Below are 25,782 nucleotides of genomic sequence, written 5' to 3' on the forward strand. Positions count from 1 at the left end.
AGGGGCGTATTTTGCGCTAATGAAACGAGAAAACCAACTCCCAGGGCATATACCAGATGTTGGCCAGCACCATCATCAGCAGGGCGATATAGGTCGCGCTCATGCCGCTACGCCGCCAGCGCAACAGGCGATGATGATAGCCGTAGTAATGCATCAGACGACCAACCAGCAGCAACAGGCCGCAGACATGCAGCATCCAGTTCTGCGCGCCGTTCATCTCCATAAACAGCAGCAGTAACAGGCCGATGGGCAGATACTCCACCGCGTTGCCGTGAATGCGGATAGCGCTTTGCAGCTCGCTGAAACCGCCATCGCCATAGGCGACGCGGTACTGCATGCGCAGACGAACCACATCGAAAGAGAACTTCATCAACAACAACGCACCCAGAACCGCATAAAGCGCGCTTACCATAGAAACTCCGTTTAACGCTGTTAATGGCGCCTTTATGATAGCGTGGCGCGGCCCGGTTGTCGCTGCCCTAAAAGAGGGTGTCCTGATGCGGGATGGCGGGTTCGTCGCCAAGCGTCGGCAGCGCCTCGCGAAGCGCGGGCCAGAGCGTGTGTACCAGCTCCGGCGCATGCTCGATATCCGGCGTGTGAAGAAAGAGGTAAGGCGTCGTGGTCTGCTGCCACTGCGCGAGTTTGGCAAGCCAGACCGCGAAAAATTCTGCGTTTTGCGCCATATCGTCGCTGCCGATAAACCGCACCATTGGATGCTGCGCCGTGACGAGCGCATGCACCGGCACTTTGGGTTTTTTCCGCTGCGCGTCGATGACCGCCGGGCTGTGCGGAAGGGCGGCATGTACCGGACGGCTGTCGAGCATCACGCGGTTAACGCCGCGCGCGATAAGCCCGCGGTTGAGCGAAAGCTCCGCCTCGCCTTTGGCGAAGAAATCGGGGTGGCGCACTTCAACGCCATACGTAAAGTTACCCGGCAGAGCGTCGAGAAACGCCCATAACGCAGGCAGATCGCGCGGGCCGAACGCGGCGGGCAGCTGCAGCCAGTACTGGCCGATACGGCCTTCCAGCGGCGCCATGCGCGCGAAAAACTCGGCGGTTAAATCGTCGCAGTGGCGCAGCGCGGCGTTATGCGAAATGGTGGCCGGGAATTTAAAACAGAAGCGGAAATCATCGTGGGTCTGCGCGTACCAACGCTCGACGATCTCCGCTTTCGGCAGCGCGTACAGCGTGGTGTTGCCTTCGACACAGTTAAAGTGGCGGGCGTAATCCTCAAGCGATGTAATGCCAAGCCGCACCCATTTCGGGTGCGACCATTGCGGCAGACCAAGATAAATCATAGGGCTGCGAGGATCTCCTCAGTGGAACGCACCCGTCCGAGGCGCGGGAAAATATGCGTCATGCTGCCGTTGTGCTGGTCGGCGTCGGCGGCGGAGCAGGCGTCTTCGGCGACCACCAACTCAAAGCCCATCTCCCAGGCGTTGCGCGCGGTGGATTCCACGCCGATGTTGGTGGAGATGCCGCACAGAATAATCGTCGTGATGCCGCGACGACGTAATTGTAGCTCCAGATCGGTGCCGTAGAAGGCGCCCCACTGGCGTTTGGTCACTTCGATGTCGGTGTCGCGTTTGCCAAGCGCCACCGGATAGTGCCACCACTCGTCCGGCAACGTATGCCCGGCAATCGGCGCGTCGACGGGCTGCTTCAACGCTTCACTGAAATCTTTCGACCAGCCGACACGCACCATGACGACCGGCGCGCCGACCGCGCGGCATTTCTCCGCAAGCCTTGCGGCGCGGGCCACAACGTCGTCGGCGCTGTGCGGGCCGCCGGCAAAGGGCAGGATCCCTTCCTGTAAATCAATGACCACCAGCGCGGTCGTCGCGGGATTAAGCGTTAACATAGAGACTCCCCTTGATTGTTGGTTTTGGATGAGTACCTTACTGGCGTCGTGAGCCGGACGGTTGTCTATTTTTGTTAAATTTTGTGAGAAGCGCCAGTTTACGCACAGCAATCGCGCGGGCGCGCGGCTTCGGGCTTATCGCGGCGCGGAATTTCCAGTATAATAGCCCCCTTTTTTCATCCAGTAGTGACATTCAGCCAAAGCTGCGACAGTGGTGCCTGCAGGGCAGGCGACAAACGGCCTGCGGCTAAATTAAGGGATATCTCATGCGTACAGAATATTGCGGGCAGCTCAATCTGTCCCACGTCGGACAGCAAGTGACTCTGTGTGGTTGGGTCAACCGTCGTCGCGATCTCGGCAGTCTGATTTTTATCGACATGCGCGATCGTGAAGGCATCGTTCAGGTGTTTTTCGACCCGGATCGCGCCGACGCCTTCAGCCTCGCCTCTGAACTGCGTAATGAGTTCTGCATTCAAATCACCGGGACCGTTCGCGCGCGCGACGAGAAAAACGTCAACCGTGATATGGCGACCGGCGAAGTGGAAGTGTTCGCCACCGAACTGACCATCATCAACCGCGCCGAGCCGCTGCCGCTAGACTCCAATCAGGTCAACAGCGAAGAAGCGCGTCTGAAATACCGCTATCTCGACCTGCGTCGCCCGGAAATGGCCCAGCGCCTGAAAACCCGCGCGAAAATCACAAGCTTCGTGCGCCGCTTTATGGATGACCACGGCTTCCTCGACATCGAAACCCCGATGCTGACCAAAGCCACGCCGGAAGGCGCGCGCGACTATCTCGTGCCGTCTCGCGTGCATAAAGGCAAGTTCTACGCGCTGCCGCAGTCTCCGCAGCTTTTCAAACAGCTGCTGATGATGTCCGGCTTCGATCGCTACTATCAGATCGTTAAATGCTTCCGCGACGAAGACCTGCGCGCTGACCGTCAGCCTGAATTTACCCAGATCGACGTCGAAACCTCCTTCATGACCGCGCCGCAGGTGCGTGAAGTGATGGAAAAACTGATCCGTCAGCTGTGGCTTGATGTGAAAGGCGTGGATCTGGGCGAGTTCCCGGTTATGACCTTCGCCGAAGCCGAGCGCCGCTACGGCTCCGATAAACCGGACCTGCGTAACCCGATGGAGCTGGTGGACGTGGCCGATCTGCTGAAAAGCGTAGAGTTCGCGGTCTTCGCGGGCCCGGCTAACGATCCGAAAGGCCGCGTCGCCGCGCTGCGCGTACCGGGCGGTGCCCAGCTCAGCCGCAAGCAGATTGACGACTACGGCAACTTCGTCAAAATTTACGGGGCTAAAGGACTTGCGTATATCAAAGTCAACGAGCGCGCGAAGGGCCTCGACGGCATCAACAGCCCGGTCGCTAAATTCCTGAACGCGGAGATCGTTGAAGCCATTCTTGAGCGCACCGGCGCGCAGGATGGCGACATGATTTTCTTCGGCGCTGACCACAAAAAAGTGGTGGCCGACGCGCTGGGCGCGCTGCGCCTGAAGCTTGGTAAAGACCTGAGCCTGACCGACGAAGCCAAATGGGCGCCGCTGTGGGTTATCGACTTCCCGATGTTTGAAGACGACGGCGAAGGCGGCCTGAGCGCGATGCACCATCCGTTTACCGCGCCGAAAGACATGACAGCGGAAGAGCTTAAAGCGGCACCGGAAGACGCGGTGGCGAACGCCTACGATATGGTTATCAACGGTTATGAAGTGGGCGGCGGCTCGGTGCGTATCCACCGTGGCGAAATGCAGCAGACCGTGTTCGGCATTCTGGGCATCAACGAGCACGAGCAGCGCGAGAAGTTCGGCTTCCTGCTGGACGCGCTGAAATTCGGTACGCCGCCGCACGCGGGCCTGGCGTTTGGTCTTGACCGTCTGACCATGCTGCTGACCGGCACGGATAACATCCGCGATGTCATCGCCTTCCCGAAAACCACGGCGGCTGCCTGTCTGATGACCGAAGCGCCGAGCTTCGCAAACCCGACAGCGCTGGCTGAGCTGGGCATCGAGGTCGTGAAAAAAGCGTCGCCGGAGAATAAGTAATATGCATTATAAGCGCCCTGTTTCTGTGCTGGTGGTGATTTACGCCGAGGACACGAAACGGGTGCTCATGTTGCAGCGGCGCGACGATCCTGATTTCTGGCAGTCGGTCACCGGCAGCCTGGAAGAGGGGGAAACCGCGCCGCAGGCCGCCGCGCGCGAAGTAAAGGAAGAGGTCTCCATTGACGTTGCTTCAGAGCAACTGACCTTGATGGACTGTCAGCGCACGGTGGAGTTTGAAATTTTCAGTCATTTACGTCATCGCTATGCGCCGGGGATTATGCGTAATACGGAGTCCTGGTTCTGTCTGGCGCTGCCGACGGAGCGGGAGATCGTGTTCACTGAACACCTGACCTACCGCTGGGTGGACGCCCCCGAGGCGGCCGCGCTCACCAAGTCCTGGAGCAACCGGCAGGCGATTGAAGAATTTGTTATTAACGCCGCCTGAAAAGGCGCGCTTTCTGGAGATATTTTTATGGCAGGTCATAGTAAATGGGCCAACACCAAACACCGCAAAGCGGCACAGGATGCCAAACGCGGTAAAATCTTCACTAAAATTATTCGCGAACTGGTGACCGCGGCGCGTCTGGGCGGCGGCGATCCGGGCTCTAACCCGCGTCTGCGCGCGGCTATCGATAAAGCGCTGTCCAATAACATGACGCGCGACACACTGAACCGCGCTATCGCGCGCGGCGTTGGCGGTGACGAAGACGCGAACATGGAAACCATCATTTATGAAGGTTACGGCCCTGGCGGCACCGCGGTGATGGTGGAATGTCTCTCTGATAACCGTAACCGTACCGTTGCCGAAGTGCGTCACGCCTTCAGCAAATGCGGCGGTAACCTCGGTACCGATGGTTCCGTGGCGTACCTGTTCAGCAAAAAAGGCGTTATCTCCTTCGAAGCGGGCGACGAAGACACCATTATGGAAGCCGCGCTGGAAGCGGGCGCTGAAGATGTCGTGACCTATGATGATGGCGCTATCGACGTCTACACCGCCTGGGAAGAGATGGGCGCGGTACGTGACGCGCTGGAAGCGGCAGGGCTTAAAGCCGACAACGCGGAAGTCTCTATGATCCCGTCCACCAAAGCGGATATGGATGCGGAAACCGCGCCGAAACTGCTGCGTCTTATCGACATGCTGGAAGACTGCGACGACGTGCAGGAGGTTTACCACAACGGTGAGATCTCCGACGAGGTTGCGGCGACCCTGTGATACCCGCCATGTTTCAGACTGCGGGCGGCCACGTCCGCAGTCTGATATCTTCTTGTATTCCCGCAGGCTTTTTCTCAGGAGACGCGCCATGAGTATTATTCTGGGCATCGACCCGGGGTCGCGCGTCACCGGTTACGGCGTGATTCGCCAGACCGGACGTCAGCTGACCTATCTTGGCAGCGGCTGTATCCGCACCAGCGTCACGGATTTGCCTTCACGCCTGAAGCTTATCTACGCGGGCGTCAGCGAAATTATCACGCAGTTTCGTCCTGACTATTTCGCCATCGAACAGGTCTTTATGGCGAAAAACGCCGATTCGGCGTTAAAACTCGGGCAGGCCCGCGGCGCGGCGATTGTCGCGGCGGTGAATCACGATCTGCCGGTGTTTGAATACGCGGCGCGACAGGTGAAGCAAACGGTAGTGGGCATCGGCAGCGCTGAAAAAAGCCAGGTGCAGCATATGGTGCGCACGCTGCTGAAACTTTCCGCCAACCCGCAGGCGGATGCGGCGGATGCGCTCGCTATCGCTATTACCCATTGTCACGTCAGCCAGAACGCGACGCAGGTCAGCGAATCGCGCCTGAACCTGGCGCGCGGGCGGCTTCGTTAACGGTAACTGACGTTACCGTTCCTTTGCGAGGCGTCTCGCAACTGTCAGTTCTCTCATCGCCACGGCGATTTCTCGACTGGATATCTGTCCAGCTTTTTTTATATTATAGCCAACAACTTTCTTAAGCCCCACGCAGGAGCGCAACGTGATAGGCAGACTCAGAGGCATCGTACTGGAAAAACAGCCCCCGCTGGTGTTACTGGAGGCGGGCGGCGTCGGTTATGAAGTCCATATGCCGATGACCTGCTTTTATGAATTGCCGGAAACCGGTAAAGAGGCGGTGGTCTTCACCCATTTTGTCGTGCGTGAAGACGCGCAGTTACTGTTCGGCTTTAATAACAAACAAGAGCGCACGCTTTTTCGCGAGCTGATCAAGGTCAACGGCGTCGGCCCGAAACTGGCGCTGGCGATCCTCTCCGGTATGTCGGCCCAGCAGTTCGTGAACGCGGTTGAGCGCGAAGAGCCTGCCGCGCTGGTCAAACTGCCGGGCATCGGCAAGAAAACCGCCGAACGTCTAGTGGTGGAGATGAAAGACCGCTTCAAAGGCCTGCATGGCGATCTCTTCACGCCAGGGGCGGATCTGGTGCTGACGTCGCCTGCAAGCCCAGCGGTGGATGACGCTGAGGCGGAAGCCGTTGCCGCGCTGGTGTCGCTGGGTTATAAACCTCAGGAAGCCAGCCGTATGGTCAGTAAAGTCGCACAGGCGGATGCGAGCAGCGAAACGCTGATTCGCGAAGCGCTGCGCGCGGCATTGTGAGGTAGAGGATGATTGAAGCAGACCGCCTGGTGGCGCCGGGCAGCATCGTGGCGGAAGAGGTGGCCGATCGCGCCATTCGCCCCAAATTACTCGAAGAGTACATCGGCCAGCCGCAGGTGCGTTCCCAGATGGAGATTTTTATCCAGGCGGCGAAGCTGCGCGGCGATGCGCTCGATCATCTGCTGATTTTCGGCCCGCCGGGGCTTGGGAAAACCACGCTCGCCAATATCGTCGCCAACGAAATGGGCGTCAACCTGCGCACCACCTCCGGGCCGGTGCTGGAAAAGGCGGGCGATCTGGCGGCGATGCTCACTAACCTTGAGCCGCACGACGTTCTGTTTATCGATGAAATCCATCGTCTCTCGCCCGTGGTCGAAGAGGTGCTCTATCCGGCGATGGAAGATTATCAGCTCGATATCATGATTGGCGAAGGCCCGGCGGCGCGCTCGATCAAAATCGATTTACCGCCGTTTACGCTGATTGGCGCGACGACACGCGCCGGCTCGCTTACTTCGCCGCTGCGCGACCGCTTCGGTATCGTGCAGCGCCTGGAGTTCTATCAGGTCGCCGATTTACAGCATATTGTCAGCCGCAGCGCGCGCCATATGGGGCTTGAGATGAATGACGAAGCCTCGCTGGAAGTGGCGAAGCGTTCGCGCGGCACGCCGCGTATCGCTAACCGCCTGCTGCGTCGCGTGCGCGATTTCGCCGAAGTGCGCCACGACGGCGTTATCAATCAGCACGTAGCGTCTCAGGCGCTGGATATGCTTAATGTCGATGCCGAAGGCTTTGACTATATGGACCGCAAGCTGCTGCTGGCGGTAATCGACAAATTCTTTGGCGGCCCGGTGGGGCTCGACAACCTGGCGGCCGCTATCGGCGAAGAGCGCGAAACCATCGAAGATGTGCTGGAGCCCTTCCTCATTCAACAGGGCTTTTTGCAGCGCACGCCGCGCGGAAGAATGGCAACCACCCGCGCATGGAACCATTTCGGCATCACGCCGCCGCAAATGCCGTGACAACACTGATGTCAGTGAAAGCTATGTACAAAAAAGCGCCCTCAGGGCGCTTTTTTGTTAACCATTTTCACCGCGCAGCCCGCGTCAGGCTGGCGGACGCTTCGCCATGCTGAAAATAAACAGCAGCGCGGCGCACAGCACCACTGAAGGGCCAGCAGGCGTGTCGTAAAAGGCGGAGAACGTCAGACCGCCCGTGACCGCCACCATACCAAGTCCGACCGCAATGCCCGCCATCTGCTCAGGCGTACGGGCAAAACGGCGCGCGGTTGCCGCCGGGATAATCAACAGTGACGTGATAATCAGCGCCCCGACAAACTTCATCGCCACGCCAATCGTCAGCGCCGTCACCATCATCAGCAGAATTTTGACGCGCTGTAACGGCACGCCGTCCACAAAGGCGAGATCGGGGCTGATGGTCATGGAGAGTAAATTCCGCCACTGCCAGCACATCACGCCGAGCACGACGGCGACACCCAGCCCGACGGAGAGCAGATCGGCAGGCGTCACCGCCAGCAGATCGCCGAACAGGTAGGCCATTAAATCGACGCGGATATTGCCCATCAGGCTCACCACAACAAGACCGAGCGACAGCGCGCTGTGCGCCATAATGCCAAGCAGCGTGTCTATCGCCAGATGCGGGCGCTTCTCAAGCCAGACCAGCCCGCCCGCCAGCAGCAGCGTGACCACAATCACCGCGTAGAACGGGTTGACATCCAGCAGAAGCCCGAAAGCGACGCCGAGGAGCGAGGCATGCGCCAGCGTATCGCCAAAATAAGACATCCGACGCCAGACCACGAACGAGCCCAGCGGGCCTGCGGCGCAGGCCAGCAGCATACCAGCCATCCAGCCGGGAAGCAGAAGTTCAATCATAACGAGCCATTTCCCTTGCGCAGAATAATCCGTCCCTGCAAATCGTGACGGTGGTTATGGTGATGACGGTAAATTCCCAGCTGTTCTGCGCCGCGCGGGCCAAACATCGAGATAAATTCGGGGTGCATGGAAACCACTTCCGGCGTGCCGGAGCAGCAGATGTGATGATTCAGACACAACACTTCATCTGTTTTGGCCATCACCAGATGCAAATCGTGCGACACCATCAGCACGCCGCAATTGAGTTCATTACGCAACTGGTTGATTAAATCATACAGCGCCACCTGGCCGTTGACGTCCACGCCCTGGGTGGGTTCATCAAGCACCAGCAATTGCGGCGCATTCAGCAGCGCGCGCGCCAGCAGCACGCGCTGGGTTTCACCGCCGGAGAGTTTTTGCATCGGCGCGTCGATAAGATGCCCGGCCTGGACGCGCTTGAGCGCAGGCAGGATATCCGCTTTACGTGTGCCGGGGCGCAGACGCATGAAACGACTGACCGTGAGCGGCAGCGTGGCGTCGAGATGCAACTTTTGCGGCACATAACCGATGCGCAGCTGGCGCTCGCGCTTGATAACCCCTTCATCGGGTGCTACCAGGCCAAGAACCACTCTGACCAGCGTCGATTTTCCGGCACCATTCGGGCCAAGCAGCGTCAGGATGCGCCCGCCGGTGAGGGTTAAAGAAATGTCAGATAAAACGCGGCGTTGCCCGAAGGAGACGCTAACCTTCTGAAGCGATACAAGATTAGTCATGGCAATTTAGTGATTGCAGAAGTTTTCGAATGTTATAATATCACACTTCCAACATTCATAACGATGATAAGTCGCATTATGTTACATAAAAATACGCTTCTTTGCACTGCACTCAGTGCAGCAATCCTGGGTGGTGCAGCCAGCAGCGCTCAGGCCGCCGTAGTCGCTTCGCTTAAGCCGGTGGGCTTTATCGCTTCCGCCATCGCAGATGGCGTCACGCCTACCGAAGTTCTGCTGCCAGACGGTGCTTCAGAGCATGATTATGCGCTGCGTCCTTCCGATGTTAAACGCTTACAGAAAGCGGATTTAGTGGTCTGGATCGGGCCCGATATGGAAGCCTTTATGGATAAATCCGTGAAGGCGTTGCCGGCGCAAAAAAATCTGGCGCTAAGCGAGCTTGCGTCTGTGAAACCGCTTCTGATGAAAGGCGTTGATGATGACGATGATGATCATGACAAACATGCGCATCAGGGTGCAGAAAGTGACGAACATCACCATCATGGCGATTATAACATGCACATCTGGCTGTCGCCGGAAATCGCCCGGGCGTCGGCGGTTGCAATCCACGAAAAATTAGTGGAACTTATGCCGCAAAGCAAAGCCAAACTGGACGCCAACCTCCAGCGCTTCGAGGCCGAACTGGCCCGGACAGACAAACAGGTGGCGAACGAGCTGGCACCGCTGAAAGGGAAAGGATACTTCGTTTTTCATGACGCTTACGGCTATTACGAAAAACATTACGGCCTGACATCGCTCGGCCATTTTACCGTGAATCCCGAAATCCAGCCCGGTGCGCAGCGTTTACATGAAATAAGAACAGAGTTGGTTGAGCAAAAAGCCGAGTGCGTTTTTGCTGAGCCACAGTTCAGGCCGGCGGTGATTGAAGCCGTTGCCAGGGGTACGAAAGTTCGAATGGGAACGCTCGACCCGCTGGGAACGTCTGTCAGCCTGGGTAAGGACAGCTACATGCAGTTTCTGACTCAGTTATCTAACCAATATGCCAGCTGCCTGAAAGGAGATTAACGAGGAAGTGGATACGTGCAACAGATAGCCCGCTCTGTCGCCCTGGCATTTAACAACCTGCCACGACCCCATCGCGTTATGCTGGGGTCTCTTACAGTTCTCACACTCGCGGTCGCCGTCTGGCGGCCGTACATTTACCACCCCGAATCGGAATCAGCGCCCGTCGTAAAAACCATCGAACTGCGCAAGAGCGAGATCCGCTCTCTGCTGCCGGAGGCGAGCGAACCTATCGATCAGGCAGCGCCAGAAGATGACGAAGCTATCCCGCAGGATGAGCTTGACGATAAAACCGCCGGTGAAGCCGGGGTGCATGAATATGTGGTTTCCACTGGCGATACCTTAAGCAGCGTACTGAACCAGTACGGTATCGACATGGGAGATATCAGCCAGCTCGCGTCGGTCGATAAAGACCTGCGTAATCTGAAAATCGGCCAGCAAATCTCCTGGACGCTCACCGACAGCGGCGAATTACAGCGCCTGACCTGGGAGATGTCGCGCCGTGAAACCCGCACCTATGACCGCACGCCTGCAGGCGGCTTCAAAATGAGTAGCGAAGTGCAGCAGGGCGACTGGGTGAACAACGTGCTGAAAGGCACCGTGGGCGGCAGCTTTGTTGCCAGCGCCAAAGAGGCGGGCCTCACCAGCGCGGAAATCAGCGCCGTCATCAAAGCGATGCAGTGGCAGATGGACTTCCGTAAGCTGAAAAAAGGCGATGAGTTCTCGGTGCTGATGTCGCGCGAAATGCTCGACGGCAAGCGTGAGCAGAGCCAGTTGCTCGGCGTTCGCCTGCGTTCCTCCGGCAAAGATTATTATGCGATCCGCGCCGAAGACGGCAAATTCTACGACCGCAACGGCTCGGGGCTTGCCAAAGGCTTTATGCGCTTCCCGACGTCGCGTCAGTTCCGCGTCTCATCGAATTTCAACCCGCGCCGTCTGAACCCGGTAACGGGGCGCGTGGCGCCGCATAAAGGTGTCGATTTCGCGATGCCGCAGGGTACGCCGGTACTGGCGGTGGGCGATGGAGAAGTGGTGATGGCCAAGCGTAGCGGGGCGGCGGGCTATTATGTCGCTATCCGTCACGGCCGCACCTATACCACCCGCTATATGCACCTGAAAAAGCTGCTGGTGAAACCGGGCCAGAAAGTGAAACGCGGCGATCGCATCGCGCTTTCCGGTAACACCGGGCGTTCCACCGGCCCGCATCTCCATTATGAAATCTGGATCAACCAGCAGGCCGTTAACCCGCTGACCGCCAAGCTGCCGCGCTCTGAAGGCCTGACCGGCTCCGATCGCAGCGACTTCCTGGCGAAGGTCAAAGAAGTGGTGCCGCAACTGACGCTTGATTAAAAGCGCGGCAATTCACAGCCGGTGCCTTCGCGCGCCGGCTTTTTATTTTGTCTGGCGGTCCTGCCGCCGCTAAACTCCTTCATTATTTTCTCTTTTGATTACCTGGCTCTGGCCTGAGAACCGTCATGGACACAAAAAAAACAAAAAGTGAATACATTCCCGAATTCGAGCGCGCGTTCCTGCACCCGCGCTACTGGGGCGCCTGGCTCGGAATTGGCGCCTGTGCGGCACTCGCCCTGACGCCGCCGTCTTTTCGCGATCCGCTGCTCGGTAAACTCGGCCGGCTGGCGGGAAAATTCGGTAAAAGTGCCCGTCGTCGTGCCCGCATCAACCTGTTTTACTGCTTCCCTGAGCTCTCCGAGGCGCAACGCGAAGCGATTATCGATAACATGTTCGCCACCGCGCCGCAGGCGATGGTGTTTATGGCCGAACTGGCGCTGCGTGGCCCCGAAAAAGTCTTAAACCGCGTTGACTGGCACGGTGAAGCATTTCTTAACGAGCTGCTGGCGAACAAAGAAAATGTCATTTTGCTCGTTCCTCACGGCTGGGGCGTCGATATTCCGGCGATGCTGCTGGCCTCGCGCGGCGTGCGCATGGCGGCGATGTTCCATCATCAGGGTAACCGGCTGTTAGATTATGTCTGGAACACCGTGCGCAGGCGTTTTGGCGGTCGTTTACATCCCCGCCAGGACGGCATCAAACCGTTTATTAAATCGGTGCGCGAAGGCTACTGGGGTTACTATCTGCCGGATGAAGATCACGGACCGGAGCAGAGCGAATTTGTCGATTTCTTCGCAACCTATAAAGCAACGCTCCCGGCAGTGGGTCGCCTGATGAAAGTCTGTAACGCGCGAGTGATCCCGCTCTTCCCGGTTTATAACGCTAAAACGCACCGTCTTGATGTGCTGATACGTCCGCCAATGGATGATCTCGCAAACGCCGATGACGTGACACTGGCGCGCCGTATGAACGAAGAGGTGGAACATTTCGTCGGCCCGCACCCTGAGCAATACACCTGGATCCTTAAGCTTCTGAAAACGCGTAAAGCAGGTGAGACTGAGCCGTATCGCCGCAAAGATCTTTATCCGAAATAAAAAAGCCGCTCAGAACGAGCGGCTTAAATAGTGAGAAAAGGGGCATGGGCCCCTTTTTTTATGGCGTTTAGTCGACGGTCAGCACGCGTGTGGTGTTGGTGCTGCCGGTGGTGCCCATCATGTCACCCTGGGTAACGATAACCAGATCGCCAGTCACCAGATAGCCTTTGTCACGCAGCAGGTTAACGGCATCCTGCGCCGCCGCCACGCCGTCGTTGGCGCTGTCGAAATAAACCGGCGTCACGCCGCGATAAAGCGCGGTCAGGTTCAGGGTGCGTTCATGGCGGGACATCGCGAAAATCGGCAGGCCGGAGCTGATACGCGAGGTCATCAGTGCGGTGCGACCTGATTCAGTCATGGTGATAATCGCGCTTACGCCTTTCAGGTGGTTGGCCGCGTACATGGCCGACATCGCAATCGCTTCTTCAACGTTATCAAACTCCACATCCAGGCGGTGTTTTGAAACGTTGATGCTCGGGATTTTCTCCGCCCCGAGGCAGACGCGCGCCATCGCTGAAACGGTTTCTGCCGGGTACTGGCCTGCGGCGGTTTCCGCCGACAGCATCACGGCGTCGGTGCCATCCAGCACAGCGTTCGCCACGTCCATGACTTCAGCACGGGTTGGCATCGGGTTGGTAATCATCGACTCCATCATCTGGGTCGCAGTGATGACGGCACGATTCAGCTTACGGGCACGACGAATAAGGGTTTTCTGGATGCCGACCAGCTCCGGATCGCCGATTTCAACGCCCAGGTCGCCACGCGCAACCATCACGACATCAGACGCCAGAATAATGTCATCCATCGCTTCGTTGCTGCATACCGCTTCGGCGCGCTCGACTTTGGCGCAAATTTTCGCGTCACAGCCCGCGTCGCGTGCGAGACGGCGAGCGTAGTTCAGATCTTCGCCGCAGCGCGGGAAGGAGACGGCCAGGTAATCCACGCCGATTTTCGCCGCGGTGATGATGTCGGCTTTATCTTTTTCGGTCAGCGCTTCAGCGGAAAGCCCGCCACCCAGCTTGTTGATACCTTTGTTGTTCGACAACGGGCCGCCGACGGTGACTTCGGTGAAGACTTTCATGCCCTGGACTTCAAGGACTTTCAGCTGTACGCGGCCGTCGTCCAGCAGGAGGATATCGCCTGGCACCACGTCCGCCGGCAGGCCTTTATAGTCGATACCGACTTTTTCTTTATCGCCTTCGCCTTTGCCGAGGTTGGCGTCGAGCAGGAATTTATCGCCAATGTTGAGGAAAACTTTGCCTTCTTTAAAGGTAGAGACGCGAATTTTCGGCCCCTGTAAGTCGCCGAGAATAGCGACGTGACGTCCCAGTTTGGCCGCGATCTCGCGGACTTTATCAGCGCGAAGCTGATGATCTTCCGGCGTCCCGTGCGAGAAGTTCATACGCACTACGTTCGCGCCAGCGGCGATAATTTTTTCGAGGTTATTATCGCGGTCAGTAGCCGGGCCTAACGTGGTCACGATTTTGGTTCTGCGAAGCCGTCTGGACATGTATTACTCCGTTGACTGAAACAACTTTGGTGTTGCGTGAACATAAATTCGGCGCGGTGGCCTGTTTCGAATAGAGACACAAACCATAACCGAATGGCTTTGTAAGTTACAACTTTGTTATAAAAATGATTACTGGTCGTCAGAAACCAGTAAGCTCTTATCAAAACGCGATTCCTTGAGCGCTTCTTTGACTCGCTTCAAGTTATCCCGGAATTTTGCCCCGCGACGCAGCGTAAACCCCGTCGCCAGCACATCGATGACGGTCAGCTGCGCAAGCCGTGACACCATCGGCATATAGATGTCGGTATCTTCCGGCACGTCCAGCAGCAGAGCGAGACTCGCTTCCCGGGCAAGCGGCGACCCACGAGAAGTGATTGCCAGCACCAGCGCGTCGTTGTCGCGGGCAAGACGCGCCAGCTCCACCAGACTTTTCGTGCGCCCGGTGTGAGAAATCAGCACCACCACGTCATCGGCGCCGCCATTCATGCAGCTCATACGCTGCACGACAATATCGTCGGAATAGACGACAGGCACATTAAAGCGAAAGAACTTATTCATCGCGTCATGCGCCACGGCCGCCGACGATCCCAGGCCAAAAAACGCGATTTTCTTCGCCTGAGTGAGCATATCGACCGCCCGGTTCACTGTCGCCATATCGAGCGACTGGCGCACGTGATCGAGGCTTGCCATCGCCGATTCAAAAATTTTCGTGGTATAGGCTTCAACACTGTCATCTTCATCGACGTTGCGATTCACATACGGCGTGCCGTTGGCGAGACTCTGGGCCAGATGCAGTTTAAAATCAGGAAAGCCTTTGGTCTCAAGGCTCCGGCAGAAGCGGTTGACGGTCGGCTCGCTGACGCCCGCTTCGCTTGCAAGCGTCGCGATACTCGAATGCATCGCCTGTGCAGGCGATTCCAGAATCACTTCAGCGACTTTGCGTTCAGATTTACTCAGATGTTCCAGTTGCGACTGGATCTTTTCCAGCATGTTCATTGCTAACATGAGACCCGCAGAGAGCGTCATTTCACACGATTGGGAAACGACGATGAGTTTTATCGAGAATATACTCCTGATAGTACAGGTGCAGGCTGGCTGAAAAAGACAATGTTGTTGTTTTTTTTCATAACATGATCACGGTCTGATTTTGTTATGGCATCGGTGGCGGAAAAAGCGCCAGCCGGGCGCAGTGGGCCACTTTCAGAGCGATCGCCGGGTTGCATGATGCTTTAGTCATCAACGCCAGACGCTTAGGAGTATCCTGAAAGACCTAAAAGCAGTAGAGTGCAGTGTAAGAAAATTACAATGATGACCTGTCCCGACAGGGATTCCGAAACGAGGAGAAAGACATGGCGGTAACGCAAACAGCGCAGGCGTGCGACTTAGTGATTTTCGGCGCCAAAGGCGATCTGGCGCGCCGAAAACTGTTGCCTTCCCTGTATCAGCTGGAAAAAGCGGGCCAAATCCATCCGGATACCCGCATTCTGGGGGTAGGCCGCGCGGACTGGGATAAAGCAGCCTATACCAAAGTCGTCCGTGAAGCGCTTGAAACCTTCATGAAAGAAAAAATCGACGAAGCCCTGTGGGACACCTTAAGCGGCCGTCTCGATTTTTGTAATCTGGATGTCAACGACACCGCCGCGTTTACTCGTCTCGGCAAAATGCTGGATCAGAAAAACCGCGTCACCATTAACTACTTCGCCATGCCGCCAAGCACTTTTGGCGCGATCTGCGAAGGCCTGGGGGCGGCGAAACTTAACGCCAAACCGGCGCGCGTGGTAATGGAAAAACCGCTCGGCACCTCGCTTGAAACCTCCCGCGAGATCAACGACCAGGTCGGTAAATTCTTCGAAGAGTGCCAGGTCTACCGTATCGACCACTACCTCGGTAAAGAGACGGTGCTGAACCTGCTGGCGCTGCGCTTCGCGAACTCGCTGTTCGTCAACAACTGGGACAACCGCACTATCGATCACGTGGAAATCACCGTGGCCGAAGAAGTGGGCATCGAAGGCCGCTGGGGCTATTTCGATCAGGCGGGCCAGATGCGCGACATGATCCAGAACCACCTGCTGCAAATCCTCTGCATGATTGCGATGTCGCCGCCGTCTGACCTGACTGCCGACAGCATTCGCGACGAAAAAGTGAAAGTGCTGCGCTCGCTGCGCCGTATCGACCGCTCCAACGTGCGTGAGAAAACCGTGCGTGGCCAGTACACCGCGGGTTTCGCGCAGGGCAAAAAAGTGCCGGGTTATCTGGAAGAAGAGGGCGCCAACAAAACCAGCCATACGGAAACGTTTGTGGCTATCCGCGTGGATATCGACAACTGGCGCTGGGCGGGCGTGCCGTTCTACCTGCGTACCGGTAAACGTCTTCCGACCAAATGCTCTGAAGTCGTGGTCTATTTCAAAACGCCGGAGCTGAACCTGTTTAAAGATTCCTGGCAGGATCTGCCGCAGAACAAGCTCACTATCCGTCTGCAGCCGGACGAAGGCGTGGATATCCAGGTGCTGAACAAAGTGCCGGGGCTTGATCACAAGCACAACCTGCAAACCACCAAGCTGGATCTGAGCTACTCAGAGACCTTTAACGAAAGCCACCTGGCCGATGCCTACGAGCGTCTGCTGCTCGAAACCATGCGCGGTATTCAGGCGCTGTTCGTGCGTCGCGATGAAGTGGAAGAGGCCTGGAAATGGGTCGACTCCATCACCGAAGCCTGGGCGGCGGACAACGACGCGCCAAAACCGTATCAGGCCGGCACCTGGGGCCCTGTCGCCTCGGTCGCGATGATTACCCGCGACGGTCGTTCCTGGAACGAGTTCGAATAATCGACCGGTACGGAGGAGTGTTACTTTACCGGTAACATGATCCGAAACAGGTGTTGTGTAAAAAATTCTTTTTTAAAGCCCCGTCTGGATTCACCAGCGGGGCTTTTTTTATTACACTGGCTGAAGCGATTTTGCTCTTGTGAGGCGCGGCTGGCGCGTATACGTGATAACCCCGCGGCGTTGCGCAACGCCTGAAAAGGCGGCCTCAGGCAGACATAACAGAGAGGACTTTTTATGCATCCTGAATTGTTACGGGTAACAAAACGTATTGCCGAACGCTCTCGTGCCACGCGAGAAGCTTATCTTGCCCGCATTGAGCAGGCGAAGAGCCAGACGGTCCATCGCGCCAGCCTCGCCTGCGGTAATCTGGCGCACGGCTTCGCCGCCTGCCAGCCGGATGACAAAGCGGCGCTGAAAAGCATGCTGCGTAACAATATCGGCATCATTACTTCCTATAACGACATGCTCTCCGCGCATCAGCCTTACGAAAATTATCCGCAGCAGATCCGCGAGGCGCTGCACAGCGTCGGCGCGGTGGCGCAGGTGGCGGGCGGCGTGCCTGCCATGTGCGATGGCGTGACGCAGGGGCAGGACGGTATGGAGCTATCGCTGCTGAGCCGTGAAGTCATCGCGATGTCGGCGGCGGTGGGGCTCTCGCACAATATGTTTGACGGCGCGCTCTATCTCGGCGTGTGCGACAAAATCGTGCCGGGGCTGGTGATGGCGGCGCTCTCTTTCGGGCATCTGCCCGCCGTGTTTATCCCGTCCGGACCGATGTCGAGCGGCCTGCCGAACAAAGAGAAAGTGCGTATTCGCCAGCTTTATGCCGAAGGCAAAGTGGATCGCGCGGCGCTGCTGGAATCCGAAGCCGCGTCCTATCACGAGCCGGGTACCTGCACATTTTACGGCACCGCCAACACCAACCAGATGGTCATTGAATTTATGGGGATGCAGCTGCCGGGCTCCTCGTTTGTTCACCCGGACGCGCCGCTGCGCCACGCGCTGACTGCCGCGGCCGCGCGCCAGGTGACGCGCCTTACCGGCAACGGTAACGAGTGGATGCCGCTTGGCAAACTGGTGGATGAAAAAGTGGTGGTCAACGGCATCGTGGCGCTGCTCGCGACCGGCGGTTCCACCAACCACACCATGCATCTGGTGGCGATGGCGCGCGCGGCGGGCATCATCATCAACTGGGACGACTTCTCTGAGATCTCAGACGTCGTGCCGCTGCTGGCGCGTCTTTATCCGAACGGTCCGGCGGATATCAACCATTTCCAGGCCGCGGGCGGCGTGCCGGTGCTGATGCGCGAGCTGCTGAAAGGCGGGCTGCTGCATGAAGATGTCAACACCGTGGCGGGCTTTGGGCTTACGCGCTACACCCAGGAGCCGTGGCTCGATAATGGCGAACTCGCCTGGCGCGACGGGGCGCAGGCTTCGCTGGATGACGCTATCATCGCCACTATCGATAAACCGTTCTCAAAGCATGGCGGCACCAAAGTGCTGAGCGGCAATCTGGGCCGCGCGGTGATGAAAACCTCTGCGGTGCCGGTGGAAAACCAGGTGGTGGAAGCGCCCGCCGTGGTGTTCGAAAGCCAGCACGACGTGCTCCCTGCCTTTGAAGCCGGTCTGCTGGATCGTGACTGCGTGATAGTCGTACGCCATCAGGGGCCAAAAGCGAACGGTATGCCAGAATTACATAAACTTATGCCGCCGCTTGGTGTATTATTGGACCGCTGTTTCAAAATTGCATTGGTCACGGACGGTCGCCTTTCCGGCGCGTCGGGGAAAGTGCCTTCGGCCATCCACGTGACGCCCGAAGCATACGACGGCGGGCTGCTCGCGAAAGTGCGCGACGGCGACCTTATTCGCGTCAACGGCCAGACCGGCGAACTGACGCTGCTGGTGGATGACGCCGAACTGGCGCAGCGTGAGCCGCACCATCCGGATCTCAGCGCCCAGCGCGTGGGAACGGGGCGCGAGCTGTTCGGCGCGCTGCGTGAAAACCTGTCCGGGGCCGAGCAGGGCGCGACCTGCATCGAATTTTAACTGTCAGGTGCGCACAGTCGCACCACACCTTTTTAAAAATGGCGGGAGAGATCCACAGATGAAAAACTGGAAAACGAGTGCCGAACAGATCCTGAAAAGCGGTCCGGTTGTGCCGGTGATTGTGATTAACAAGCTGGAGCACGCGGTCCCGATGGCGAAGGCGCTGCTGGCGGGCGGTGTGCGCGTGCTGGAAGTGACCCTGCGCACGCCGTGCGCGCTGGATGCTATCCGCGCTATCGCTAAAGAAGTGCCGGACGCCATCATCGGCGCGGGCACCGTGCTGAACGCGCAGCAGCTTAAAGACGTCACCGAGGCTGGCGCGCAGTTTGCTATCAGCCCGGGCCTCACCGAGCCGCTGCTGAAAGCCGCGACCGAAGGCACTATTCCGCTGATCCCGGGCATCAGCACCGTGTCTGAACTGATGCTGGGCATGGATTACGGCCTGAAAGAGTTCAAATTCTTCCCGGCGGAAGCCAATGGCGGCACCAAAGCGTTGCAGGCTATCGCAGGGCCGTTCTCCCAGGTGCGTTTCTGCCCGACCGGCGGCATTTCGCCTGCCAACTACCGTGACTACCTGGCGCTGAAAAGCGTGCTGTGCATCGGCGGCTCCTGGCTGGTGCCGGCGGACGCGATGGAAGCGGGCGACTGGGATCGCATTACCGAACTTGCCCGCGAAGCGGTGGAAGGCGCGCAGTAACTTTTTACGCGACCTGAAATGCAGCGCGCCGCCTTCACGGGCGGCGCGTTTTTTTATCCTTTAACGATCACGGCGGCGGCGGAGGCCTTCGCGCGCGCGATGGCGTCATCGACCGTCTCGCCTGTCGCGAGCGCCACGCCGAGGCGGCGTGAACCGTCGATTTCCGGCTTGCCGAAAAGGCGCAGTTGCAGACCGGCGCCCAGCGCCCCGGAGAGTTCGCCAAACTTCACGTCATCACTTTTCAGCGTTGGCAGGATCACTGCCGAAGCGGCCGGGCCGTACTGGCGAATGCCCCCGACCGGCAGGCCGAGAAACGCGCGCACATGCAGCGCAAACTCTGAAAGATCCTGCGAAATGAGCGTCACCATCCCGGTGTCGTGCGGGCGCGGCGACACTTCACTGAATATCACTTCATCGCCGCAGACAAACAGCTCCACGCCAAACAGGCCATAACCGCCGAGCGCCTCTACCACCTTCTGCGCAATCTCCTGCGCGCGCGTGAGCGCCACATCACTCATCTGCTGCGGCTGCCAGGATTCGCGGTAATCGCCATCTTCCTGGCGGTGGCCGATGGGCGCGCAGAAATGCACGCCGTCCACGGCGCTGATGGTCAGTAAGGTGATTTCAAAATCAAACTTCACCACGCCTTCAACGATGACTTTCCCCGCGCCTGCGCGTCCGCCCTGTTGCGCGTACTGCCAGGCGCTCTCCAGCATCTCTTCGCTGCGGATAAAGCTCTGGCCCTTGCCGGAAGAGCTCATGACCGGTTTGACGATGCACGGCAGACCGATTTCCGCCACCGCTTCACGAAATTCCGCTTCGTTTTCGGCGAAGCGATAGGCGGAGGTCGGCAGGCCAAGCTCTTCAGCGGCGAGACGGCGAATCCCTTCGCGGTTCATGGTGAGACGCGCGGCGCGGGCGGTGGGCACCACACGCTGACCCTGCTGTTCAAGCTCCACAAGCGCGTCGGTCGCGATGGCTTCAATCTCCGGCACGATGAAATCCGGCATCTCCTGCGCCACCAGTTTTTTCAGCGCCGCGCCGTCGAGCATATTGATGACGTGGCTGCGGTGCGCCACCTGCATGGCGGGCGCATCGGCGTAGCGGTCGACGGCGATCACTTCAATGCCCAGACGCTGGCATTCGATCGCCACTTCTTTTCCGAGTTCTCCTGAGCCAAGCAGCATCACGCGGGTTGCTGACGGGCGTAGTGCGGTTCCTAACATAGCCATAGCGGTATTCCTGCTGTGTGAAATTCTGGCGGCAGTATATACGAAAACGTTTGCCTTGCGCAGCGCGCGCCGTTTGCATTTCCCGTTTTACAGCGTTATACTGTATATAAATACAGTAATGGGAGTTGCAACATGGCGGTAGAAATCAAATACGTCGTAATCCGTGAGGGTGTGGAAAAAATGTCATTTGCCAGTAAGAAGGAAGCTGACGCCTGGGACAAAATGCTGGATTTAGCCGAAGCGCTGGAAGGCTGGTTGGGTCAGGCGCCTGTCGGTTTTGCGGAAGGTCAGGTTGAGCAACTGGCGTTGTGGATGGCGGAGCAGAAAGACAACCTTAGCACCATCGTGCGCACCGGTCGTCTGCCGCAGGAAACCAGCGAGCAGACTGACGGCACAGCCGAGGCTTCGACTGAAGAATCAGCTGAAAGCGAAGAGGGCACCGTCGCGCTGCACAGCGCGCGTAAACGCACCAAAGCGGCCTGATAGCTTTCTCTCTGTGTCGCTGGCGGGTTTACCTCGCCAGCGGTGCGGTTTCCTGCGGTTTCCTGCGGTTTCCTGCGGTTTCCTGCGGTTTCCTGCGGTGCCGCTTTGGCGCACCAGTGGCGTGTGCTGCGTTCGCAAAATGCGGGCGCGGTGGCTACAGGCGAATTCCTCTCTGTTATATTTTCCTGCGGTCTGCGGTCTGCGGTCTGCGGTCTGCGGTCTGCGGTCTGCGGTCTGCGGTCTGCGGTCCAGGATATATAACGCAACGCTTTTCGCTCTTCTGCTGATGTTCTCCTTCTTTTAATCCCTTCCTTTTGTGTGGTTCGCTTGCGCTTCGCTGGTTTTGTACCAGGCTTTTTTCATCACCCGTCTTCGGAGAAGTACGATGAAAAAAACAGCAGGAGTCCTGATTTCTTTTCTGTTACTCAGCGCGGCAAGCGCCGTACACGCTGACGATCCGCGTAAGGTGCATTTCCCTAAATGCGAAGGCATGACGGCGGAAGGCATTGCCGCGAGCGTGAAGCGCGACTATCTGCAAAACCGTATCGTGAAATGGGCGGACGACCAGAAAACGTTAGGGCAGGCCGATCCGGTCGCCTGGATCAACAGCAAAGAGATCGTCGGCAAAGACGATAAATGGACTGTTCCGCTGACCGTGCGCGGTAAAAATACCGACATTCACTACAAAGTCATGGTCGACTGCGCGGCAGGCGAGGCGCATTACCAGCACTGATCCTCTGCGGCCCTTTCCGGGGCCGCGTCTTTTCCCTTCCTTGCGGTTCCCCGACACATCTTGACGTCCGCTCGCTTACGCTTGGGTTATTACTCATCAGCGCAGAGGAACATAATGAGCAACTGGTTAACACAGCTTCAGTCGATGCTGGGGCAGAGCGGCGGCATGTCATCCGGTAAACCGGGTATTCAGGACGCGTTGCGCTCTAAAGGGTTGAGCAGCCTGATAACCCCTGGCGCGCTCGGCGGTCTCGCGGGCTTACTGGTGGCCAGCAAATCGTCGCGCAAGCTGCTCGCGAAATATGGCGGCGGCGCGCTGCTGGTGGGCGGCGGAGCCGTGGCGGGCACGGTGCTGTGGAACAAGTACAAAGATAAAATCCGCGCGGCGCACCAGGATGAGCCGCAATACGGGCAACAGCAGACGCCGCTGGATCGCCGCGCCGAGCGTCTTGTGCTGGCGCTGGTCTTCGCCGCCAAAAGCGACGGGCACATTGATGACAGTGAGCGTGCGGCCATTGAGCGTCAGCTACGCGAAGCGGGCATTGAAGAACAGGGGCGCGTGCTGGTGGAACAGGCGATTAATCAGCCGCTCGACCCGATGCGCCTTGCCGCCGACGTGAAAAACGAAGAAGAAGCGCTGGAGCTCTATTTTCTGAGCTGTGCCGCGATCGATATCGATCACTTTATGGAGCGTAGCTATCTGCAGGCGCTTGGCGACGCCCTGAAAATCCCGCAGGAGGTGCGTGAGGAGATTGAGCGCGACATTCAGCAGGAGAAAAAAGCGCTGCCGGGATAAGCAGATAATGTCATAAACACGCATGTTTCGCTTGCAACGCGCGCGGGTTTTGCCACCCTTACAGGGTGTTAAACAAAAAGAACAGCGACATGCCACCGAAAGCGAAACAGATCCCCTACGCCATCACACAGCATGGCGACACCCGCATCGACAACTATTACTGGCTGCGGGACGACACGCGCTCGCAGCCGGACGTGCTGGATTATTTACGCCAGGAAAATGACTACGGGCGACGCGTGATGTCCACGCAAAGCGCGCTGGAAGAGCGGCTGCTCTCTGAAATGGTCAGCCGTATTCCGCCACGTGACGTCTCGGCGCCTTACGTCAAAAATGGCTATCGCTACCGGCAGATTTACGACACCGGCTGCGAATACGCCATCTACCAGCGCCAGTCGGTTGTTCTTAGCGAGTGGGAAGCCTGGGAAGTCCTGCTGGATGGCAATAAACGCGCCGCCCGCAGCGAATTCTATACCCTTGGTGGGATGGATATTGCGCCAGATAACACCGTGATGGCGGTGGCGGAGGATTTTCTCTCACGCCGCCAGTACGGGCTGCGCTTTCGCAATCTCGAAACCGGGCAGTGGTACCCGGAAGTACTGGAGAATGTCTCGGCGAGTTTCGTCTGGGCCAACGACTCCCGCACGCTCTATTACGTGCGTAAACATCCGGTCACGCTGCTGCCGTACCAGATCTGGCGGCACACTCTCGACACCGCCGCCGATCAGGATGAGCTGGTTTATGAAGAAAAAGACGAGACGTTTTACGTCAGCCTCTACAAAACCACCTCGCAGAATTTTATTCTGATTTTCCTCGGCAGCGCCACCACGACAGAAGTGCTGCTGGTGAACGCCGATCTCCCGGACGCGCCGCCGCTAAGCTTTCTGCCGCGCCGTAAAGATCACGAATACAGCGTCGATCACTTCCAGCATATGTTTTACATCCGCTCCAACCGCGCCGGGAAAAACTTCGGTCTGTACCGCAGCCGCGTGCGCGATGAAGCGCGCTGGGAAGAGATAATCCCGGCACGCGAGAACGTAATGCTGGAGGGCTTTACGCTGTTTGCCGACTGGCTGGTGGTGGAAGAGCGCCAGCGTGGCCTCACCAGTCTGCGGCAAATCAACCGCAAAACGCATGAATCTACGGGCATCGCTTTTGACGATCCGGCATATGTCACCTGGGTTGCCTACAACCCGGAGCCGGAAACCTGCAAGTTGCGTTACGGCTACTCGTCAATGACGATGCCGGACACGCTCTTTGAACTGAACATGGAAACCGGCGAGCGCCGTGTGCTGAAGCAAACGGAAGTGGCGGGGTTTGACGCAGCCAACTACCGGAGTGAACACCTGTGGATCACCGCGCGCGACGGCATCGAAGTGCCGGTCTCGCTCGTTTATCACAAAGACCATTTCCGCGAAGGGAAAAACCCGCTGCTGGTGTACGGTTACGGCTCTTATGGCACCTGTATCGATGCCGATTTCAGCGCCAGCCGTTTGAGCCTGCTGGATCGCGGCTTCGTCTACGCTATCGCCCATGTGCGCGGCGGCGGCGAACTTGGCCAGCAGTGGTATGAAGAAGGCAAATTTCTGAAGAAGAAAAATACCTTCAACGATTATCTCGACGTGTGCGACGCGCTGCTGGCGCAGGGCTATGGCGATCCGGCGTACCTGTTCGGCATGGGCGGCAGCGCGGGCGGGATGCTGATGGGCACGGCGATTAACGAGCGTCCGGAGCTCTTTCGCGGCGTGATTGCGCAGGTGCCGTTTGTCGATGTCGTCACCACCATGCTCGACGAATCCATTCCACTGACCACCGGTGAATTTGAGGAGTGGGGCAACCCGGCGGACCAGGAATACTATTTCTACATGAAAAGCTACAGCCCTTATGACTGCGTGAGCGCGCAGCGCTATCCGCACCTGCTGGTGACCACCGGCCTGCACGACTCGCAGGTGCAATACTGGGAACCGGCAAAATGGGTGGCGAAGCTGCGTGAGCTTAAAACCGATGACAATTTGCTGCTGCTTTGTACCGATATGGATTCTGGTCACGGCGGGAAATCGGGGCGTTTTAAATCGTACGAGGGCGTGGCGATGGAATACGCGTTTCTGATTGGACTGGCCCAGGGCACGCTGCCGCCAGACCAGCTCGCGGATTAATCGTTATCGAGGTAGTGCTTTAACGTCAGACGTAAATCAGGGTTGAGCTGTTTGACGTTATTGAGCATCCAGCGCAGATATCCCGGATCGCGCCCGGCGATATCGGCCACCGGCTCGCCGCGGTATTTGCCAAACGGCAGCGTGGCGATAAGCTGCGGGCGGCCGGTGATATTCACCATCTCTTCTGGCGTCCAGCCGGAGACTTTCATTATCTCGAGCAGCAGCGCCGCGGTGATGTAGCAGTCGAACAGCGCGCGGTGATGGTGCAACCCCTCGGGCGTTTCCACCTGTAGCTTAAGCGATTTATACAGCCCCATATTGCTGTAGCGAATGCCTGGCCACAGGCGGCGCGCCAGCTTGACGGTGCAGATCCACTCGCCCGGCATTTCGGGCAGCACTTTGCGGTCAAAGCTGGCGTTATGCGCCACATACCATTGGCTACCGTGATAGCGCGGGATCACCTCTTCGATATACGGTTTATCCGCGACCATCGCCTCGGTAATTTTATGTATCGCCATCGCCTGATGGCTGATAGGGCGGTCCGGGCGCACCAGATCGCTCATCGGGTTGACTATCGCGCCGTCGATGATGTCCACCGACGCCACTTCGACAACGCCGCCCTGCAGTCCGCAGGTTTCGGTATCAATAATCCGTAGCATATGCGCTCCGCCGGAAGGAAAAACAGACGCCCGCCGTTGTCAGATGTGGACGGCGGGC

Annotated in this window: 25 protein-coding genes; 16 read left to right on the top strand and 9 right to left on the bottom strand. The window is 58.0% G+C overall.

Annotated features, from left to right (window positions below; all coding sequences use genetic code 11):
* Window positions 1-16 precede the first annotated feature (16 nt).
* The 3 genes from G6041_RS03165 to G6041_RS03175 form a co-directional block, all read right to left on the bottom strand.
* Entirely contained in the window at window positions 17-412 is a 396-nt protein-coding gene (locus G6041_RS03165; RefSeq protein ID WP_004386301.1) for an MAPEG family protein, read from the bottom strand.
* Between the two features lie 67 nt (window positions 413-479).
* A complete protein-coding gene (locus tag G6041_RS03170) occupies window positions 480-1,298 on the bottom strand; it encodes a DUF72 domain-containing protein (protein ID WP_012124457.1) in 819 nt (272 codons plus the stop codon).
* On the bottom strand, window positions 1,295-1,861 hold the full coding sequence (locus tag G6041_RS03175; RefSeq protein WP_004386303.1) for a hydrolase: 567 nt from the start codon (window positions 1,859-1,861) through the stop codon (window positions 1,295-1,297). Before G6041_RS03175 ends, G6041_RS03170 begins: the two co-directional genes overlap by 4 nt.
* A 266-nt stretch (window positions 1,862-2,127) precedes the next feature.
* Between G6041_RS03175 and aspS the strand changes: the two genes are divergently transcribed.
* The 6 genes from aspS to ruvB all read left to right on the top strand — a co-directional run bounded on the left by aspS (window position 2,128) and on the right by ruvB (window position 7,505).
* Window positions 2,128-3,906: an aspartate--tRNA ligase gene (gene aspS / locus G6041_RS03180; protein WP_012124459.1), complete on the top strand. Its 1,779-nt coding sequence runs from the start codon at window positions 2,128-2,130 to the stop codon at window positions 3,904-3,906.
* 1 nt (window position 3,907) lies between these two features.
* Entirely contained in the window at window positions 3,908-4,351 is a 444-nt protein-coding gene (nudB, locus tag G6041_RS03185; RefSeq protein WP_007900726.1) for a dihydroneopterin triphosphate diphosphatase, read from the top strand.
* A 27-nt stretch (window positions 4,352-4,378) separates the two neighbouring features.
* A complete protein-coding gene (locus G6041_RS03190) occupies window positions 4,379-5,119 on the top strand; it encodes a YebC/PmpR family DNA-binding transcriptional regulator (protein ID WP_004384823.1) in 741 nt (246 codons plus the stop codon).
* Window positions 5,120-5,207: 88 nt separating this feature from the next.
* Window positions 5,208-5,729: a crossover junction endodeoxyribonuclease RuvC gene (gene ruvC, locus G6041_RS03195; RefSeq protein WP_007900724.1), complete on the top strand. Its 522-nt coding sequence runs from the start codon at window positions 5,208-5,210 to the stop codon at window positions 5,727-5,729.
* 145 nt (window positions 5,730-5,874) lie between these two features.
* Window positions 5,875-6,486 (top strand): Holliday junction branch migration protein RuvA, encoded by a 612-nt coding sequence (gene ruvA, locus G6041_RS03200; RefSeq protein ID WP_084999275.1) that lies wholly within the window; start codon window positions 5,875-5,877, stop codon window positions 6,484-6,486.
* Between the two features lie 8 nt (window positions 6,487-6,494).
* Entirely contained in the window at window positions 6,495-7,505 is a 1,011-nt protein-coding gene (gene ruvB, locus G6041_RS03205) for a Holliday junction branch migration DNA helicase RuvB (RefSeq protein WP_007794420.1), read from the top strand.
* A gap of 84 nt (window positions 7,506-7,589) precedes the next feature.
* Here the strand turns inward: ruvB and znuB are convergent, their stop codons facing one another.
* Window positions 7,590-8,375: a zinc ABC transporter permease subunit ZnuB gene (gene znuB, locus G6041_RS03210; RefSeq protein ID WP_012124460.1), complete on the bottom strand. Its 786-nt coding sequence runs from the start codon at window positions 8,373-8,375 to the stop codon at window positions 7,590-7,592.
* Window positions 8,372-9,127: a zinc ABC transporter ATP-binding protein ZnuC gene (gene znuC / locus G6041_RS03215; protein WP_084999274.1), complete on the bottom strand. Its 756-nt coding sequence runs from the start codon at window positions 9,125-9,127 to the stop codon at window positions 8,372-8,374. Before znuC ends, znuB begins: the two co-directional genes overlap by 4 nt.
* 78 nt (window positions 9,128-9,205) lie before the next feature.
* Here znuC and znuA point away from each other — a divergent pair, with 78 nt between their 5' ends.
* The 3 genes from znuA to lpxM all read left to right on the top strand — a co-directional run bounded on the left by znuA (window position 9,206) and on the right by lpxM (window position 12,591).
* Window positions 9,206-10,150 (top strand): zinc ABC transporter substrate-binding protein ZnuA, encoded by a 945-nt coding sequence (gene znuA, locus G6041_RS03220; protein WP_041460473.1) that lies wholly within the window; start codon window positions 9,206-9,208, stop codon window positions 10,148-10,150.
* A gap of 15 nt (window positions 10,151-10,165) precedes the next feature.
* Window positions 10,166-11,497: a murein DD-endopeptidase MepM gene (gene mepM / locus G6041_RS03225; RefSeq protein ID WP_007850827.1), complete on the top strand. Its 1,332-nt coding sequence runs from the start codon at window positions 10,166-10,168 to the stop codon at window positions 11,495-11,497.
* A gap of 125 nt (window positions 11,498-11,622) precedes the next feature.
* Entirely contained in the window at window positions 11,623-12,591 is a 969-nt protein-coding gene (gene lpxM, locus G6041_RS03230) for a lauroyl-Kdo(2)-lipid IV(A) myristoyltransferase (protein WP_004384829.1), read from the top strand.
* 67 nt (window positions 12,592-12,658) lie between these two features.
* Here the strand turns inward: lpxM and pyk are convergent, their stop codons facing one another.
* Window positions 12,659-14,101 (bottom strand): pyruvate kinase, encoded by a 1,443-nt coding sequence (gene pyk / locus G6041_RS03235; protein ID WP_007868646.1) that lies wholly within the window; start codon window positions 14,099-14,101, stop codon window positions 12,659-12,661.
* Window positions 14,102-14,230: 129 nt separating this feature from the next.
* Window positions 14,231-15,097: a MurR/RpiR family transcriptional regulator gene (locus G6041_RS03240; protein WP_004384831.1), complete on the bottom strand. Its 867-nt coding sequence runs from the start codon at window positions 15,095-15,097 to the stop codon at window positions 14,231-14,233.
* A gap of 353 nt (window positions 15,098-15,450) precedes the next feature.
* Between G6041_RS03240 and zwf the strand changes: the two genes are divergently transcribed.
* The 3 genes from zwf (at window position 15,451) to G6041_RS03255 (ending at window position 19,669) form a co-directional block, all read left to right on the top strand.
* Window positions 15,451-16,926, top strand: a complete 1,476-nt coding sequence (zwf, locus tag G6041_RS03245; protein ID WP_004384833.1) for a glucose-6-phosphate dehydrogenase — start codon at window positions 15,451-15,453, stop codon at window positions 16,924-16,926.
* 234 nt (window positions 16,927-17,160) lie between these two features.
* Window positions 17,161-18,972 (top strand): phosphogluconate dehydratase, encoded by a 1,812-nt coding sequence (edd, locus tag G6041_RS03250; RefSeq protein ID WP_007868644.1) that lies wholly within the window; start codon window positions 17,161-17,163, stop codon window positions 18,970-18,972.
* A 58-nt stretch (window positions 18,973-19,030) separates the two neighbouring features.
* A complete protein-coding gene (locus G6041_RS03255; RefSeq protein ID WP_007775914.1) occupies window positions 19,031-19,669 on the top strand; it encodes a bifunctional 4-hydroxy-2-oxoglutarate aldolase/2-dehydro-3-deoxy-phosphogluconate aldolase in 639 nt (212 codons plus the stop codon).
* A gap of 53 nt (window positions 19,670-19,722) precedes the next feature.
* Here the strand turns inward: G6041_RS03255 and purT are convergent, their stop codons facing one another.
* The gene (gene purT, locus G6041_RS03260) at window positions 19,723-20,901 is read right to left on the bottom strand and encodes a formate-dependent phosphoribosylglycinamide formyltransferase (protein ID WP_041460474.1); all 1,179 of its coding nucleotides are present in this window, start codon (window positions 20,899-20,901) and stop codon (window positions 19,723-19,725) included.
* Between the two features lie 132 nt (window positions 20,902-21,033).
* Between purT and G6041_RS03265 the strand changes: the two genes are divergently transcribed.
* The 4 genes from G6041_RS03265 to ptrB all read left to right on the top strand — a co-directional run bounded on the left by G6041_RS03265 (window position 21,034) and on the right by ptrB (window position 25,065).
* A complete protein-coding gene (locus G6041_RS03265; protein ID WP_004386660.1) occupies window positions 21,034-21,384 on the top strand; it encodes a YebG family protein in 351 nt (116 codons plus the stop codon).
* A 385-nt stretch (window positions 21,385-21,769) separates the two neighbouring features.
* Complete coding sequence (gene yebF / locus G6041_RS03270; RefSeq protein ID WP_012124465.1) at window positions 21,770-22,117, top strand: protein YebF; 348 nt, start codon at window positions 21,770-21,772, stop codon at window positions 22,115-22,117.
* Between the two features lie 114 nt (window positions 22,118-22,231).
* Window positions 22,232-22,912, top strand: coding sequence for a tellurite resistance TerB family protein (locus tag G6041_RS03275; protein WP_012124466.1), 681 nt, complete (start codon window positions 22,232-22,234; stop codon window positions 22,910-22,912).
* 89 nt (window positions 22,913-23,001) lie between these two features.
* Window positions 23,002-25,065, top strand: coding sequence for an oligopeptidase B (ptrB, locus tag G6041_RS03280; protein WP_012124467.1), 2,064 nt, complete (start codon window positions 23,002-23,004; stop codon window positions 25,063-25,065).
* On the opposite strand, the gene exoX is transcribed toward ptrB, so the two are convergent.
* Window positions 25,062-25,724: an exodeoxyribonuclease X gene (gene exoX, locus G6041_RS03285; protein WP_007775901.1), complete on the bottom strand. Its 663-nt coding sequence runs from the start codon at window positions 25,722-25,724 to the stop codon at window positions 25,062-25,064. The genes ptrB and exoX overlap by 4 nt on opposite strands.
* Window positions 25,725-25,782: the final 58 nt, after the last annotated feature.

It is taken from the genome of Cronobacter sp. HA18003 (genome assembly GCF_011605905.1).
GTDB lineage: Bacteria > Pseudomonadota > Gammaproteobacteria > Enterobacterales > Enterobacteriaceae > Cronobacter > Cronobacter sakazakii.

What these genes read in the sequence shown, in the direction of transcription:
- pyk (WP_007868646.1), bottom strand. Translation starts at nt 14,101, where the DNA reads ATGTCCAGACGGCTTCGCAGAACCAAAATCGTGACCACGTTAGGCCCG.
- purT (WP_041460474.1), bottom strand. Translation starts at nt 20,901, where the DNA reads ATGGCTATGTTAGGAACCGCACTACGCCCGTCAGCAACCCGCGTGATG.
- yebF (WP_012124465.1), top strand. Translation starts at nt 21,770, where the DNA reads ATGAAAAAAACAGCAGGAGTCCTGATTTCTTTTCTGTTACTCAGCGCG.
- G6041_RS03175 (WP_004386303.1), bottom strand. Translation starts at nt 1,861, where the DNA reads ATGTTAACGCTTAATCCCGCGACGACCGCGCTGGTGGTCATTGATTTA.
- znuA (WP_041460473.1), top strand. Translation starts at nt 9,206, where the DNA reads ATGTTACATAAAAATACGCTTCTTTGCACTGCACTCAGTGCAGCAATC.
- znuC (WP_084999274.1), bottom strand. Translation starts at nt 9,127, where the DNA reads ATGACTAATCTTGTATCGCTTCAGAAGGTTAGCGTCTCCTTCGGGCAA.
- ptrB (WP_012124467.1), top strand. Translation starts at nt 23,002, where the DNA reads ATGCCACCGAAAGCGAAACAGATCCCCTACGCCATCACACAGCATGGC.
- ruvC (WP_007900724.1), top strand. Translation starts at nt 5,208, where the DNA reads ATGAGTATTATTCTGGGCATCGACCCGGGGTCGCGCGTCACCGGTTAC.
- zwf (WP_004384833.1), top strand. Translation starts at nt 15,451, where the DNA reads ATGGCGGTAACGCAAACAGCGCAGGCGTGCGACTTAGTGATTTTCGGC.
- znuB (WP_012124460.1), bottom strand. Translation starts at nt 8,375, where the DNA reads ATGATTGAACTTCTGCTTCCCGGCTGGATGGCTGGTATGCTGCTGGCC.
- exoX (WP_007775901.1), bottom strand. Translation starts at nt 25,724, where the DNA reads ATGCTACGGATTATTGATACCGAAACCTGCGGACTGCAGGGCGGCGTT.
- nudB (WP_007900726.1), top strand. Translation starts at nt 3,908, where the DNA reads ATGCATTATAAGCGCCCTGTTTCTGTGCTGGTGGTGATTTACGCCGAG.
- aspS (WP_012124459.1), top strand. Translation starts at nt 2,128, where the DNA reads ATGCGTACAGAATATTGCGGGCAGCTCAATCTGTCCCACGTCGGACAG.
- G6041_RS03190 (WP_004384823.1), top strand. Translation starts at nt 4,379, where the DNA reads ATGGCAGGTCATAGTAAATGGGCCAACACCAAACACCGCAAAGCGGCA.
- G6041_RS03275 (WP_012124466.1), top strand. Translation starts at nt 22,232, where the DNA reads ATGAGCAACTGGTTAACACAGCTTCAGTCGATGCTGGGGCAGAGCGGC.
- edd (WP_007868644.1), top strand. Translation starts at nt 17,161, where the DNA reads ATGCATCCTGAATTGTTACGGGTAACAAAACGTATTGCCGAACGCTCT.
- lpxM (WP_004384829.1), top strand. Translation starts at nt 11,623, where the DNA reads ATGGACACAAAAAAAACAAAAAGTGAATACATTCCCGAATTCGAGCGC.
- ruvB (WP_007794420.1), top strand. Translation starts at nt 6,495, where the DNA reads ATGATTGAAGCAGACCGCCTGGTGGCGCCGGGCAGCATCGTGGCGGAA.
- G6041_RS03255 (WP_007775914.1), top strand. Translation starts at nt 19,031, where the DNA reads ATGAAAAACTGGAAAACGAGTGCCGAACAGATCCTGAAAAGCGGTCCG.
- G6041_RS03265 (WP_004386660.1), top strand. Translation starts at nt 21,034, where the DNA reads ATGGCGGTAGAAATCAAATACGTCGTAATCCGTGAGGGTGTGGAAAAA.
- G6041_RS03240 (WP_004384831.1), bottom strand. Translation starts at nt 15,097, where the DNA reads ATGAACATGCTGGAAAAGATCCAGTCGCAACTGGAACATCTGAGTAAA.
- G6041_RS03170 (WP_012124457.1), bottom strand. Translation starts at nt 1,298, where the DNA reads ATGATTTATCTTGGTCTGCCGCAATGGTCGCACCCGAAATGGGTGCGG.
- G6041_RS03165 (WP_004386301.1), bottom strand. Translation starts at nt 412, where the DNA reads ATGGTAAGCGCGCTTTATGCGGTTCTGGGTGCGTTGTTGTTGATGAAG.